Origin of the sequence: Kitasatospora purpeofusca, assembly GCF_036010405.1 — a bacterium.
Taxonomy (GTDB): Bacteria; Actinomycetota; Actinomycetes; order Streptomycetales; family Streptomycetaceae; genus Kitasatospora; species Kitasatospora purpeofusca.
The window spans coordinates 2602737-2616253 of record NZ_CP108561.1; the positions used below are offsets into that span (position 1 = coordinate 2602737).

The window sequence follows — 13517 nt, forward strand, 5'->3', positions numbered from 1 at the left end:
TCCGGTGGCTGTCTCAGCCGAGGTCGACCTGGTCGGCGCTCTCGGTGCGGGCGGCGGCCCGGGCGGCCGCGCGCTCCTGCAGGGTGGGCTCGGGGGCCCCGTTGTCGTACTCCTCGCCGTAGGCGCCCTTGGCCGGGCGGCGGCGGCGCAGCGGCGGCTCGACGCCGTCGGCGAGGCGCCGGGCGGTGAGCAGGAAGCCGGTGTGGCCGATCATCCGGTGGTCCGGGCGGACGGCCAGGCCCTCCAGGTGCCAGGTGCGGACCATGGTCTCCCAGGCCTGCGGCTCGGTGTAGGTGCCGTGCTCGCGCAGGGCCTCGACGGTCCGGGACATCTGCGTGGTGGTGGCCACGTAGCAGCAGATCAGGCCGCCGGGGACGAGCGCCTTGGAGGCGGTGTCCAGGCACTCCCAGGGGGCGAGCATGTCCAGGATGACGCGGTCGACGTCGGTCTCGACCAGGTTGTCCTGGAGGTCGCCGACGGTGAGCTTCCACGCCGGGTGCGGGCCGCCGAAGTAGCGCTCGACGTTGGACTGCGCGATGTCCGCGAAGTCCTGGCGGCGCTCGTACGAGGCGAGCAGGCCGGTGTCGCCGACGGCGCGCAGCAGGTAGGTGGACAGCGCGCCGGAGCCGACGCCGGCCTCGACCACGCGGGCGCCCGGGAAGATGTCGGCCATCGCCAGGATCTGCCCCGCGTCCTTGGGGTAGATCACGGCGGCGCCGCGCGGCATGGACAGGACGTAGTCGGGGAGCAGGGGGCGCAGCGCGAGGTACGGGACGTTCCCCGTGGTGCGCACGACCGTGCCCTCGGGGGCGCCGATCAGCTCGTCGTGGGGGAACGCACCCTTGTGGGTGTGGAACTGGTTCCCGGCCTGGAGCGTGAACGTGTAGTGGCGGCCCTTGGGGTCGGTCAGCTGGACCTGGTCCCCGACCTGGAAGGGCCCGCGTCGGCGGGTGGCACCGGTCGGTTCGGACATGCGGACAATCCTAAGGGAAGCGCGCCGTCCGCCCGACCAGGTGATCGTCCGCGCGCTGCCCGGCGGTCGTCCCAGCGCTGCCGGGCGGTCGTCTCAGCGGCCGGTGACGGCGGCGGTCAGCCGCTGTTCGATGTCGGTGAGCGTGGCGACGCCGAACACCCGTCCGTCCTCCTCGACCACCAGGTACTCCCCCGCGGGGGTGGCCCGGACGGCGCGCAGCAGGTCCTCGCCGGCGAGGTCGGCGGGGAGCCGCAGCCCCGGTTCGAGGTCGCGGGCGAGCGGGCCGACGGCGACCCAGGGGCGGCGGTGCTCGGGGACGGCGCGCACGGCGGACTCGCGGACGAGGGCGATCGGCTCGCCGCGGCCGTCGACGACGACGACGGCGCCGGCCTGGGCCTCGTGGGCGCGCCGCGTGGCCTCGCCGAGCGGGGTGTCGGCGGTGACCTCGACGGCCCGGCGGGCGAGGTCGCGCAGCCGCAGGCCGGGCAGGACCTCCTTGAGCCGGGCGTTGCGCAGGGCGCCGGTGGCGCCGTTCCAGATGATGGCGGCGAGGACGGCGGCGAGGACGGCGTCGACCAGGGTGTCGGTGCGGCTGCGGTCGAGTTCCCGGGCGGAGCTGACGAGCGGCAGGCCGATCAGGACGGCGACGGCGAGCACCCGGCCGGCCCAGGCGGCGGCGACGGTGCCGGTCATCGGCCGGCCGGTGACCGCCCAGACGACGGCGCGCAGCATCCGGCCGCCGTCGAGCGGCAGGCCGGGCAGCAGGTTGAAGGCGGCGACGACGAGGTTGGAGACCATCAGGCCGGTCAGCAGGACGCCGGGGACGGTGGACAGCTCGACGCCCTGGAGGGCGAGGTAGAACACGCCGCCGAGGACGAGCGAGAGCAGCGGGCCGACGAAGGCGAGCCAGAACTCGCGCCAGGGGCGTTCGGCCTCGTTCTCGATCTCGGAGACGCCGCCGAAGAACTGCAGCTGGATGCGGCGCACGCCGAGCTTGTAGCGCAGGGCGACGAGGGTGTGGGCGAGTTCGTGGATCAGCACCGAGCCGTAGAAGGCGACGGCGAAGAAGAAGGCGAGCAGGTAGCGGGCGGCGCCGAGCTCGGGCAGCACCCGGTCGAGCTGGCCGCCGAAGACCCAGGTGATGAGGGCGGCGATGACGAACCAGGACGGGGTGACGTAGATCGGTACGCCGAAGGGGCGGCCCATCAGGATGCCGCCGCGGGGCTCCGGGTCCTCGGGCGGCGGGGGCCCGGGCCGGGTGCCGCTGTCGTGCGGTGGCTGGTCGGAGGTCCGCCGGCCACTGGAGTCGCTCACCGTGTTCCCTTCGTCCGTCTGCCACCGGCGCGCGCCGCGCGCCGGTGCGCCCACGCTACGTGATCGGGGCGGTCGTCCGGCGCGCGCCCCTCGCCTTCCCACTGCCTTCATACCCACCCGCAGGGGGCTTTCGGCAGCACCGTGGCAGCGGGATGACAGCGCAGGGCAATAGGGTCTGGGGTATGCAGCAGACCGAGACCAGCAGCGCCGTCGTGGCTCCGGCGCGGGCGGCGGCGGCCCCGACCGGGCTGTCCCCGTCGCGCGCGGGCGACTTCCTGACCTGCCCGCTGCTGTACCGGCTGCGGGTGATCGACCGGCTTCCGGAGCCGCCGAGTTCGGCGGCGACCCGGGGCACGCTGGTGCACGCGGTGCTGGAGCGGCTGTTCGACTCCCCGGCGGCGGACCGCACGCCGGAGCGGGCGCTGGGGCTGCTGCGCCCGCAGTGGGAGCGGCTGCTGGGCGAGCGCCCGGAGCTGGCCGGCCTGTTCCCGGAGGACCCGGACGGCGCGGCGCTGACGCGCTGGCTGGGGGACGCGGAGAAGCTGGTCGCCCAGTGGTTCCGGCTGGAGGACCCGACCCGGCTGCACCCGGTGGAGCGCGAGCTCTACGTGGAGACGGCCCTGGAGTCGGGGCTGCTGCTGCGCGGCTACATCGACCGGGTCGATGTCGCGCCGACCGGCGAGGTCCGGTTGGTGGACTACAAGACCGGCCGGGCTCCCTCGAGGGATTTCGAGGGCAAAGCGATGTTCCAGATGAAGTTCTACGCGCTGGTGGTCTGGCGCTGGAAGGGCGTGCTCCCCCGGCGGCTGCAGCTGGTCTACCTGGGCGGCGGCGGGGACGTGGTCAGCTACGACCCGGACGAGGCGGACCTGCTGGCCGTGGAGCGCAAGCTGCTGGCGCTGTGGGAGCGGATCGGTCTGGCGGTGGCGACCGGCGACTTCCCGGCGACCCGCAACCGGCTCTGCGACTGGTGCGACCACCGGGCCAGCTGTCCGGAGTTCGGCGGCACGCCCCCGCCGTACCCGCTGCCCCTGGCGCGTACGCCCGACGAGGACGATCCCACCGGGGATCCGACGAGCAAGGAGTCCTAGGTGACGATCCGAGTGCTGCTGGTCGACGACCAGCCGCTGCTGCGCACCGGTTTCCGGATGATCCTGGAGGCCGAGTCCGACCTGGTGGTGGTCGGTGAGGCCGGCGACGGCCAGCAGGCGCTGGACCAGGTGCGGGCGCTGCAGCCCGACGTGGTGCTGATGGACATCCGGATGCCGCGGATGGACGGGGTGGAGGCGACCCGCCGGATCGCCGGTCCGGGTCGGGACGGCCCGGCCAAGGTGCTGGTGCTGACCACGTTCGACCTGGACGAGTACGTGGTGGAGGCGCTGCGCGCGGGTGCGAGCGGCTTCCTGCTGAAGGACGTGCCGGCGGAGGAGCTGGTGCAGGCGATCCGGGTGGTGGCGGACGGCGCGGCGATGCTGGCGCCGTCGATCACCCGGCGACTGCTGGACATGTACGCCACCAAGCTGCCCTCGGGCGAGGAGGCGCCCCCGCAGGCGCTGAACGCGCTGACCGAGCGGGAGCTGGAGGTGCTGAAGCTGGTGGCGCGCGGGCTGTCGAACGCGGAGATCGCGGCGGAGCTGTTCGTCAGCGAGACGACGGTGAAGACCCATGTCGGCCATGTGCTGACGAAGCTGCAGCTGCGCGACCGGGTGCAGGCGGCGGTGTACGCGTACGAGAGCGGCCTGGTGCGGCCCGGCGCGCTGTAGCCGGAACGACGGAGCGGCCCGCCCGCTCCCGCCCCGGTCCGGGGTGGGGGCGGGCGGGCCGCTCCGTCGTGCTGTCGGGGCGCCGGCCCCTCGGGTCACTTGCCCTTGCCGACCCGGCCGATCTCCCAGAAGCGGAAGAAGCCGGTGGTGTCGACGGTCGACTCGACGCCGGTGATGTTGGACCGGGAGGTGTAGAACGCCTTGTTCTGGAACAGCGGGATGAGCGGGGCGTTCTCGGCCACGATGCCCTGGATCTGGGCGTAGAGGCTGCTGGCGGTGGCCCGGTCGGTCTGCTTGAGGGTGTCGGGCACCAGCTTCTGGCTGATCCGGTTGTCGTCCCAGCCGTGGTGGTAGGAACCGCCCTCGACGATCAGCGGCGCGACGTAGTTGTCGGGGTCCGGGTAGTCCGCGAACCAGCCGATCAGGTACATCTGGTACTTGCTCTCGTTCCAGCCCTTCTTGAAGGCGTCCCAGTCGGGCTCCTGCTGGACGGTGACCTGGAACAGGCCGCCTGCCTCCAGCTGCTTCTTCAGGGTCTCGGCCTCGACGGCCTCGGCGCGCGAGCGCGACCAGGTGAGGCTGAGCTTGACCGGGGTGGCCACCTTGGCGGCGGCGAGGATGGCCTTGGCCTTGGCGGGGTCCTGGTCGCCGTAGCGGTCGAAGAAGGCCGTGTTGTGGCCGGTGACGCCGGCCGGGACCATCGAGTACAGCGGCTGGACGGTGCGCGCGAAGACGTCGCGGGCCAGGGCCTTGCGGTCGACCAGCTGGGCGGCGGCCTGGCGGACGGCGACGTTGCCGGCGGTGGCGTCCTTGGTGTTGAACACCAGGTAGCGGGTGTCGTTGCTGTCGCCCTCGACGACGCGCAGGTCGGTCTTGCCGCCCTGCTGGTCGGAGAGGATCTGCGCGGCGGTGTTCGGCTCCAGGCTGTTGTCCGCCAGGTCGACCTCGCCGTTGTCGATCGCGGTCTTGAGGTCGGCCGGCTTGTCGAAGTAGCGCAGCACGAACTTCTTGTTCCGCAGCTTGGCGTCGCCGGTGTACTTGTCGTTGGGCAGGAGCACGACCTTGGCCGGGCCGCTCTTCGGGGTCGCCTCGATCGAGTCGATCCGGTACGGGCCGGAGCCGACCAGCTTGTCGTTCGGCAGCGCCTTGTCGGCCGGGAAGACCTCCTGGTCGACGATGGCGCCGGCCGGGCCGGCCAGCTTCGCCGGGAGGGTGGCGTCGGGCTGGGCGAGGTGGAAGAGCACCTCGGTGTCGTTGACCGCCTCGACCGTCTTGATCGACGACAGCAGGCCGGCCGGGCCGTTGGCGTCGTTGATCTTCAGGGTCCGCTGGATCGAGTGCACGACGTCGGCGGAGGTCAGCGCGTGGCCGTTGGAGAACTTCAGCCCGGTCTTGAGCGTGCAGTGGTACTGGGTGGCGTCGCCGGCGGTGAACTCGCAGGCCTGGGCGGCGTCCGGGGTGGGGGCGCTGGACGCGGCCGGGTAGCTCAGCAGCGACTGGAAGGTGTTGCGCAGCAGCAGCCAGGAGCCGGCGTCGTAGGCGACGGCCGGGTCCAGGGCGGTGGTCGTCGCGGTGGTGCCCAGGGTGATCGCCTTGTCGCCGTCGCCCTTGACGGCGTCGGTCACCGAGCCGCAGCCGGCCACCGAAACGGCCACGATTCCGGCGCAGCCGAGCACGGCCAGTCGTTCAGCGGAAGTCTTCACGGGTCGCGTCCTTCTGGGTGCGGGGCTGCGACCGCGGGCACGACGGGGGTGCCCGTCAGCGGCGGTGCCTGGGCTCGGGGGGGTGGAACGAACTGGAGTAGCGTGCCATATCGAACACACACCCCCGATACCCGCACAGGTGACAGTTGGGACACGGGCGGGTGCGCTGGGCTGGCCTCTCCTACGAGTTGTCAGGCAATGCCCGTTTTCTCCCCGAGCAGTCTCCCGGCCCGGCCGGTTCCGTCCGCTTACCGGGCGGTACGGCCGGTCCGCAATGAGACGACAATCACACTCGCGAGGCGACCAGCGAGCGCAGCAGCTCCAGATCGACCTGCTCCAGCGAGGACAGCACCAGCCGCCCCGGCGCGGGCTCGATCGGCGCCACCGAGGGGACGGCGATCACCGGGCAGCCGGCCGCCTCGGCGGCCCGCACCCCGGTCGGCGCGTCCTCCACCACCACGCAGCGGGCCGGGTCGGCGCCGAGCCGGCGGGCCGCCTCCAGGTACGGGTCCGGGTGCGGCTTGGTGCGGGCGACCTCGTCGCCCGCGACCGAGAAGGCGAAGTGCTCGGCGCCGAGCGAGCGGAGCACGATGTCGATGATGTGCCGGTGCGAGGCGGACACCAGGGCGGCCGGCACGCCGTGCGCGGCCAGCGTGTTGAGCAGCCGCTCGGCGCCCGGCATCAGCGGCACCTCGCCGTCCAGCAGGTCGACGAAGCGCTTGTTGATGAGCACGGTCAGCTCGGCCGGCGAGAGGTCCACCCCGGTGCTGGCCAGCAGGTGGTCGATGACCCGGGTCATCGGGCCGCCGACCACGTGGGCGCGGTCCTCGGCGGTCAGCTCGTGGCCCAGCTCGGCGAAGAGCGAGGCCTCCGCCTGCCACCAGTAGTCCTCGGTGTCGACCAGCGTCCCGTCCATGTCCAGCAGCACCGCCTGCAGGCCCCGGTCGTCGTCGCCGCGGCCGAGGGTCGGGGTGGCGGTGGAGATGGTGGTCATTGGCGGGATCCTTCCGTCCGTGCCCGGATCGGACCCGGGGATGGCACAGGCCGGCCCGCATTTGAGCGGACCGGCCCGTTCAGGATCATCAAGGATACGCCCGGGGACCCCGAATGAAGCGAACGCTGCGCAGCGTGGGCATTACCGGGCGTTGAAGTACTTGGCCTCCGGGTGGTGGATCACGATCGCGTCGGTGGACTGCTCGGGGTGCAGCTGGAACTCCTCGGAGAGCACCACGCCGATCCGCTCGGGCTTCAGCAGGTCGGCGATCTTGGCGCGGTCCTCCAGCTCCGGGCAGGCCCCGTAGCCCAGCGAGAACCGGGCGCCGCGGTACTTGAGCGCGAACATGTCCCTGACGTCCTGCGGGTCCTCGTCGCCGAAGCCCAGCTCGTAGCGGACCCGGGCGTGCCAGAACTCGGCCAGCGCCTCGGCCAGCTGGACGGACAGGCCGTGCAGCTCCAGGTAGTCCCGGTAGGAGTTGTCGGCGAACAGCTCGTTGGCCGCCTCGGAGATCCGGTTGCCCATGGTGACCACCTGGAGGCCCAGCACGTCGCGGACCCCGGACTCCTCCGGACGGAAGAAGTCGGCCAGGCAGAGCCGGCGCCCGCGCCGCTGGCGCGGGAAGGTGAAGCGGGTCCGCTCGCTGCCGTCCTCGTGGAAGACGATCAGGTCGTCGCCCTTGGAGTTCGCCGGGTAGAAGCCGTAGACGACCGCCGCCTCCAGCCAGCCCTCGGTCTGCAGCCGGTCCAGCCACATCCGCAGCCGCGGCCGGCCCTCGGTCTCCACCAGCTCCTCGTACGAGGGGCCGTCGCCGCTCCGGGCGGCCTTGAGGCCCCACTGGCCCTTGAACAGCGCGTCCTCGTCCAGCCAGGAGGAGTAGTCGGCGAACGGCACGCCCTTGACGATCCGGTCGCCCCAGAACGGCGGCTCGGGCACCCGGTTGTCGACCGCGACGTCGGAGCGGATCTGGCCGAGGTTGACCTCCTCCGGCTCCTCGACCTCGACCCGGGCGTGCCGGCGCTGCTTGAGCTCCGGCAGGGTGGCTCCGGGCACGCCGCGCTTGACCGCGATCAGCGCGTCCATCAGCCGCAGGCCCTCGAAGGCGTCCCGGGCGTAGCGGACCTCGCCCTCGTAGATCTCGTGCAGGTCCTGCTCGACGTAGGCCCGGGTCAGCGCGGCGCCGCCGAGGATCACCGGGTAGTCGGCCGCCAGCTTGCGCTGGTTCAGCTCCTGCAGGTTCTCCTTCATGATCACGGTGGACTTGACCAGCAGGCCGGACATCCCGATGACGTCCGCCCGGTGCTCCTGGGCGGCGTCCAGGATCGCCGAGACCGGCTGCTTGATGCCCAGGTTGACCACGGTGTAGCCGTTGTTGGACAGGATGATGTCGACCAGGTTCTTGCCGATGTCGTGGACGTCGCCCTTGACGGTGGCCAGCACGATGGTGCCCTTGCCCTCGTCGTCGGACTTCTCCATGTGCGGCTCCAGGTGGGCCACCGCGGTCTTCATGACCTCGGCCGACTGGAGCACGAACGGCAGCTGCATCTGGCCGGAGCCGAACAGCTCGCCGACCACCTTCATGCCCGCCAGCAGCGTGCCGTTGACGATCTCCAGCGCCGGGCGCTCCGTCAGCGCCTCGTCGAGGTCGGCCTCCAGGCCGTTGCGCTCGCCGTCGACGATCCGGCGCTGGAGCCGCTCCTCCAGCGGCAGCGCGGCCAGCTCCTCCGCCTTGGACGCCCGGACCGAGGACGAGGAGACGCCCTCGAACAGCTGCAGCAGCTTCTGGAGCGGGTCGTAGCCCTCGCTGCGGCGGTCGTACACCAGGTCGAGCGCGACCTCGCGCTGGTCCTCGGGGATCCGCGCCATCGGCAGGATCTTGGAGGCGTGCACGATCGCCGAGTCCAGGCCCGCGTCGACGCACTCGTTCAGGAAGACCGAGTTGATGACCATCCGGGCGGCCGGGCTGAGGCCGAAGGAGATGTTGGACAGGCCGAGGGTGGTCTGCACGTCCGGGTGGCGGCGCTTGAGCTCGCGGATCGCCTCGATGGTCTCGATGCCGTCCCGGCGGGACTCCTCCTGCCCGGTGCCCAGGGTGAACGCCAGGCAGTCGACCAGGATCGAGCCCTCGTCGACGCCGTACTCGCCGGTCAGCTGGGCGATCAGCCGCTCGGCGATCTCGACCTTCTTGGCGGCCGTGCGGGCCTGGCCCTCCTCGTCGATGGTCAGCGCGATCAGGCCGGCGCCGTGCTCGCGGGCCAGCGAGGCGATCCGGCCGAAGCGGGTCTCCGGGCCGTCGCCGTCCTCGTAGTTCACCGAGTTCAGCACGGCGCGCCCGCCGAGCGACTCCAGGCCGGCCCGCAGCACCTCCGGCTCGGTGGAGTCCAGCACGATCGGCAGGGTGGAGGCGGTGGCCAGCCGGGCGGCGACCTCCTTCATGTCGGCGACGCCGTCGCGGCCGACGTAGTCCACGCAGAGGTCCAGCAGGTGGGAGCCGTCGCGGATCTGGTCCCGGGCGATCTCCACGCAGGCCTGCCAGTCGCCGGCCAGCATCGACTCGCGGAACTTCTTCGAGCCGTTGGCGTTGGTGCGCTCGCCGATCGCCAGGTACGAGGTGTCCTGGCGGAACGGCACCGACTGGTACAGCGAGGACGCGGCCGCCTCGGGGCGCGGCTCGCGCGGGGCGACCGGGCGGCCCTGCACCCGCTCGACCACCTGGCGCAGGTGCTCGGGGGTGGTGCCGCAGCAGCCGCCGACCAGCGAGAGGCCGTAGTCGCGGGTGAACACGTCGTGCGCGTCGGCCAGCTCGGACGGGCTCAGCGGGTAGTGCGCGCCGTCCTTGCCCAGCACCGGCAGGCCCGCGTTGGGCATGCAGGACAGGCCGATCCGGGCGTTCTTCGCCAGGTAGCGCAGGTGCTCGCTCATCTCGGCGGGGCCGGTGGCGCAGTTCAGGCCGATGTAGTCGACGCCGAGCGGCTCCAGCGCGGTCAGCGCGGCGCCGATCTCCGAGCCGAGCAGCATGGTGCCGGTGGTCTCCACCGTCACCTGGACCAGCACCGGCAGGTCCAGGCCCGCGTCGGCCAGGGCCTGCTTGGAGCCCAGGATCGCGGCCTTGGTCTGCAGCAGGTCCTGGCTGGTCTCCACCAGCAGGGCGTCCGCGCCGCCGGCGATCAGACCGGCCGCGTTGACCCGGAAGCCCTCGCGCAGCACCTCGTACGGGGCGTGGCCCAGGGTCGGCAGCTTGGTGCCGGGGCCGATCGAGCCGAGCACCCAGCGGGTCCGGCCGTCCTCGGCGGCGTGCGCGTCGGCGGCCTCGCGGGCCAGCCGGGCACCGGACTCGGAGAGCTCGAAGATCCGGTCGGCGATGTCGTACTCGCCGAGCGCGGAGAAGTTGGCGCCGAAGGTGTTGGTCTCCACGCAGTCCACGCCCACCGCGAAGTAGGCGTCGTGGACGGAGCGGACGATGTCGGGCCTGGTCAGGTTGAGGACCTCGTTGCAGCCCTCCAGGTTCTGGAAGTCCTCCAGCGTCGGGTCCTGTGCCTGGAGCATGGTGCCCATCGCTCCGTCGGCGACCACCACCCGGGTGGCCAGTGCCTCACGCAGCGCGTTCGCGCGGCTCTGCGGGGTGACGGACGGGCTGGCGGCAATGGCCATGGGGCTTCTCCCTGGGTGCGACGGCTGTCGGCTTTGCGAACCCGCTGAATCGGGGACGCACGTGGCCAGGGTATCCGGCCCCCGCCGGGAGAAGGCCACCTATTCCGTATCCTGAACGCTCGGCCGAACAGGGGGGAACGACCGAATGACCACCATGCGGACACTCGTACGAGACGGTGCCCGGCGGACCGGGCGCGCCGCGGCCGCCCCGGCCCGGGCCCTCCGGTCCCGCTGGCGCGGCTGGTCGCGATGGCGCAAGAGCCTGGTGGTGGCCCTGACGGCGCTGTCCGTGGTGCTGGTCCCGGTCGGCTCGGCGGCGCTCGCGCTGCGCCTGCAGTACGTCGGCGACCCCTCCCCCGAGGCCCGCAGCCGCGGCCGTGACGCGCTCTGGCTCGGCCACGCCTGGGTGGACGGCCGGAAGAGTGACGCGGACGTCGCGGCCCTCGCCGAACGGCTGGCCGGCACCGGCGTCCGCGACCTCTACGTGCACACCGGCCCCCTGGAGCACGACGGCTCGCTGCCGCCCGCCGTGCACCCCCGGGCGCGCTGGTTCACCGAGGCCGCGCACCGGGCGCTGCCCGGGGTCCGGGTGCAGAGCTGGCTCGGCGACGAGGTGAAGCCCGAGAAGGACGCCCTGGACCTGGAGGACGCCGCCACCCGCGACCGGGTCACCGCCTCCGCCCGCCAGGTCCTGGACCTCGGCTTCGACGGCGTCCACTTCGACATGGAGCCGATCCGGCCCGGCTCCGCCGGCTGGCTCGCCCTGCTCGACCAGGTCCGCCCGGTCACCGCCGGGCGCGGCGTGAAACTGTCGGTCGCCGCCCCGCAGATCGACCCGCTGCCCCACCAGCACACGGTCGCCATCGCGCTCACCGACCACGGCAAGTGGTGGGACCAGGCGTACTTCACCGCCACCGCCCGCCGGGTCGACCAGATCGCGGTGATGACCTACGACTCCAGCATGCCGACCGAGGGGTTCTACGGCGCCTACAACGCCTACCAGACCGAACTCGCCCTGGAGGCCACCCCGGCGGAGACCGACCTGCTGATGGGCCTGCCGTTCTACTGGGAGGACAAGTGGGGCCACCGGGGCCGCGCCGAGACGGTGCCCGCCGGGATCCGGGGCATCCGGCTGGGCCTGGGCCGGCAGGACCCGCACCGGCCGAACTTCGGCGTCGGCCTGTACGTGGACTTCGCCGCCACCGAGCAGAACTGGGCCGACTACCGGCGCGACTGGGTCCGCTGAGGCTGGCCTACCGGGTGGCCATCCGGTGGGCGAGCGCGCCCAGGTAGCGGTGGACGGTGGCGCCCTCGCCGGTCAGGTAGTGGGAGACGGCCCGGTACAGCGGCTGGTACACCTCGCCGTGCTCGGTGACGGTGAGGGTGCAGCCCCGGCCGACCGGCGTCAGCACGTACGTCCAGGTGCCGCCGTAGGGCAGGTCCGGGTCGGCGATGCCGGTCACCAGGCGGTGCGGGGCGGCGCTCTCCACGACCTCGTAGGTGGTGTGGCCGTGCCTGCCGTACTCGCGCCAGCGGGGGTGGCCCGCGGCGGTGGCGGGCAGCCGCTCGACGTGCGCCAGCCCCGGGCGCCAGGCCGGGAAGAGGTCGACGGCGGTCAGGACGTCCCAGACCTCGGCGGGCGGCCGGTCCAGTTCGAACCCGCCCTCGCTGACGTGCTCCACCGGCAGCCGCCGGCCCGCAGCCAGCACCGCCGCCGCCAGCCCCGCCGTGACCGCCGCCGCCACCACGACAGTCGCCCCGGCCGCCCCGGCCGCCGTCCACCGCCATCCGCTCATCCGCCGGCTCCTCACACCCTGCGCGCCCGGCCCCACCACCCATCATCGCGCCGTCCCGCCGCCCGGGCGCGGCCGGACCCGGGGCGGTCCCCCGGGGCCCGCCGGGATAACCGCTGGATCGTGGCCGTCCCCTCGCCCAGACTGGCCCGGTGGCCCGGCGGAACGGCGCTTCAAAGCCCGTAGGCTGGGCAGGTAGGGACCATGGAGCGAGGCGTTCCATGGGTGACGAGAGGTTCGACCGTCGGCTTCCGACCGCCGGCACCCGGGCATTCCCGGCCGGGTGGCGCGGTGGCCGCCGACCGGAGGGAGACGCTGGGTGATCGAGCTGGAGGAAGTTCCCGAGTTGATCGACCCGGTGATGGTGTGCGCCTTCGAGGGGTGGAACGACGCGGGTGACGCCGCCTCGGCCGCGCTGGCGCACCTGGACGAGACCTGGGGCGGCAAGGTGTTCGCCGCGCTCGACGCGGAGGAGTACTACGACTTCCAGGTCAACCGGCCCACCGTCTGGCTGGACGGCGGAGTGCGCCGGATCACCTGGCCCACCACCCGGCTCTCGGTGATCCGCGTCACCGAGCCGACCACCCGGGACGTCGTGCTGGTCCGCGGCATCGAGCCGAGCATGCGCTGGCGCTCGTTCTGCAGCGAGCTGCTCGGCTTCGCGCACGAGCTGGGCGTCGAGCTGGTGGTGATCCTGGGCGCGCTGCTCGGCGACACCCCGCACAGCCGCCCGGTGCCGGTCAGCGGCGTCACCTCGGACCCGGACCTGGCCCGCCGGCTGGAGCTGGAGGAGAGCCGCTACGAGGGTCCGACCGGGATCGTCGGGGTGCTCCAGGAGGCGTGCACGCACGCCGGGGTGCCGGCCGTGACGCTGTGGGCGGCGGTGCCGCACTACGTCGCGCAGCCGCCGAACCCCAAGGCCACCCTGGCGCTGGTCAACAAGCTGGAGGACCTGCTGGACCTGCGGATCCCGCCGGGCGAGCTCGGCGAGGACGCCCGGGCGTGGCAGCTGGGCGTGGACCAGCTGGCCGCCGAGGACAGCGAGGTCGCCGAGTACGTGCAGCAGTTGGAGGAGGCGCAGGACACCGCGGAGCTGCCGGAGGCCTCGGGCGACGCGATCGCCCGGGAGTTCGAGCGGTACCTGCGGCGCCGGGAGAACGTCGGGCCGACCGGTGAGAAGCCCGTCGCCGGGCACGCCACCGCGGAGCGGCCGGCCGAGCCGGAGCCGCCGGCGGCCCGGGAGACCCAGGACGGCGCCGAGGAGGACTGACCCTCCCCGCGGCGCGGGAACACCGCAGGAACGCCGGAGGGGCGCCGGGGCCATCG

9 protein-coding genes and 1 pseudogene are annotated in these 13517 nt (G+C 72.9%); 4 read left to right on the forward strand and 6 right to left on the reverse strand.

Features of this window, described 5'->3' with window-relative positions:
- Positions 1 to 13: 13 nt before the first annotated feature.
- Positions 14 to 973, reverse strand: coding sequence for a tRNA (adenine-N1)-methyltransferase (locus OG715_RS11110; RefSeq protein WP_266275072.1), 960 nt, complete (start codon positions 971 to 973; stop codon positions 14 to 16).
- Between the two features lie 93 nt (positions 974 to 1066).
- A pseudogene (locus OG715_RS11115) lies at positions 1067 to 2218 on the reverse strand (site-2 protease family protein); the annotation flags it as partial.
- Positions 2219 to 2469: 251 nt separating this feature from the next.
- Here OG715_RS11115 and OG715_RS11120 point away from each other — a divergent pair.
- Both OG715_RS11120 and OG715_RS11125 read left to right on the forward strand, forming a co-directional pair.
- Complete coding sequence (locus OG715_RS11120; RefSeq protein ID WP_266275070.1) at positions 2470 to 3378, forward strand: RecB family exonuclease; 909 nt, start codon at positions 2470 to 2472, stop codon at positions 3376 to 3378.
- Positions 3379 to 4050 carry a response regulator gene (locus OG715_RS11125; protein WP_030299918.1) on the forward strand — a complete coding sequence of 224 codons (672 nt, stop codon included), beginning with the start codon at positions 3379 to 3381 and terminating at the stop codon, positions 4048 to 4050.
- A gap of 95 nt (positions 4051 to 4145) precedes the next feature.
- Here the strand turns inward: OG715_RS11125 and OG715_RS11130 are convergent, their stop codons facing one another.
- From OG715_RS11130 to metH, 3 genes are all read right to left on the reverse strand, one after another.
- Positions 4146 to 5753, reverse strand: a complete 1608-nt coding sequence (locus OG715_RS11130; protein ID WP_266275068.1) for an ABC transporter substrate-binding protein — start codon at positions 5751 to 5753, stop codon at positions 4146 to 4148.
- A 286-nt stretch (positions 5754 to 6039) separates the two neighbouring features.
- Complete coding sequence (locus tag OG715_RS11135; RefSeq protein ID WP_266275066.1) at positions 6040 to 6747, reverse strand: HAD family hydrolase; 708 nt, start codon at positions 6745 to 6747, stop codon at positions 6040 to 6042.
- Between the two features lie 141 nt (positions 6748 to 6888).
- A complete protein-coding gene (metH, locus tag OG715_RS11140) occupies positions 6889 to 10398 on the reverse strand; it encodes a methionine synthase (RefSeq protein WP_266275065.1) in 3510 nt (1169 codons plus the stop codon).
- A 145-nt stretch (positions 10399 to 10543) separates the two neighbouring features.
- On the opposite strand from metH, the gene OG715_RS11145 reads away from it, so the two are divergent.
- Positions 10544 to 11644: a glycoside hydrolase family 18 protein gene (locus tag OG715_RS11145; protein WP_266275064.1), complete on the forward strand. Its 1101-nt coding sequence runs from the start codon at positions 10544 to 10546 to the stop codon at positions 11642 to 11644.
- Between the two features lie 7 nt (positions 11645 to 11651).
- Here the strand turns inward: OG715_RS11145 and OG715_RS11150 are convergent, their stop codons facing one another.
- Complete coding sequence (locus OG715_RS11150) at positions 11652 to 12194, reverse strand: SRPBCC family protein (protein WP_266275063.1); 543 nt, start codon at positions 12192 to 12194, stop codon at positions 11652 to 11654.
- Between the two features lie 316 nt (positions 12195 to 12510).
- On the opposite strand from OG715_RS11150, the gene OG715_RS11155 reads away from it, so the two are divergent.
- Complete coding sequence (locus OG715_RS11155) at positions 12511 to 13461, forward strand: PAC2 family protein (protein WP_266275061.1); 951 nt, start codon at positions 12511 to 12513, stop codon at positions 13459 to 13461.
- Positions 13462 to 13517: the final 56 nt, after the last annotated feature.